We start from the raw sequence: 661 nt of genomic DNA, 5'->3' as shown, positions 1-661 counted from the left end.
TGTATGGACCGGAGACATCGCTGACACATGTACGGGGACATGGTTGACACATTATCGCTTGCCATCCGGGTTGTTGAAATCGATGGTTCTCAGCTTGCGGTGACAGAAGTAGACGTCGAAGTGATCAGGTCCCTTTTCGCTCGGGCGCAAAGCCAAAATGTGGCCCACCAGCGCTTTAGCTATTCGGAATGAGCGCTTCTTGAAGCGGAACTGACTATCGTAGGGTTTGACCAGGATATCTTCGGGTCCGTATTCAAAGGTTGGTACCCGATTTGGAAACGGCCGTGTGCTCATCTGGTAGCGCTCCCTCGGTACTTGGTAGTCCAACTGCTGGTGGGGTCGCTTGTAGTTGTAGACGCCACGCCACAGGTCGAATGCCTCCTGCGCCTCCCGCAAATCACGGAAGGTGCGGTCCCTGAGCACCTCTGCCTTGAGCGTTCGGTGGAAGCGCTCGTCTTTACCGTTGGTCTGTGGGTGCCCTGGCCGACTAAAGGTCAAGCGTATGCCCAGACGCACTAGCCAGATCCCTAGCGGCGTCAACTCCCCAGGGTTTCGTGGTGCGCCCCAAGGAGCGCCATTGTCTGCATTGATCTGCAGGGGAAGTCCGTACCGCCTGAACAGATCGGTCAGGTGCTCCTGGACCAATTCGGTTCGCTGATGC

The 661-nt window shown here is 56.7% G+C and carries 1 protein-coding gene; it reads right to left on the bottom strand.

Annotation, left to right across the window (positions count from 1 at the left end; genetic code table 11):
- Positions 1–51: 51 nt before the first annotated feature.
- On the bottom strand, positions 52–661 hold a 610-nt coding region (locus tag C6382_RS23725), incomplete at its 5' end, for an integrase core domain-containing protein (protein WP_146146930.1).

This window comes from Pseudomonas sp. BBP2017 (assembly GCF_003024385.1).
Lineage (GTDB): Bacteria > Pseudomonadota > Gammaproteobacteria > Pseudomonadales > Pseudomonadaceae > Aquipseudomonas.
This window is presented reverse-complemented; position numbering and strand designations above follow the sequence as displayed.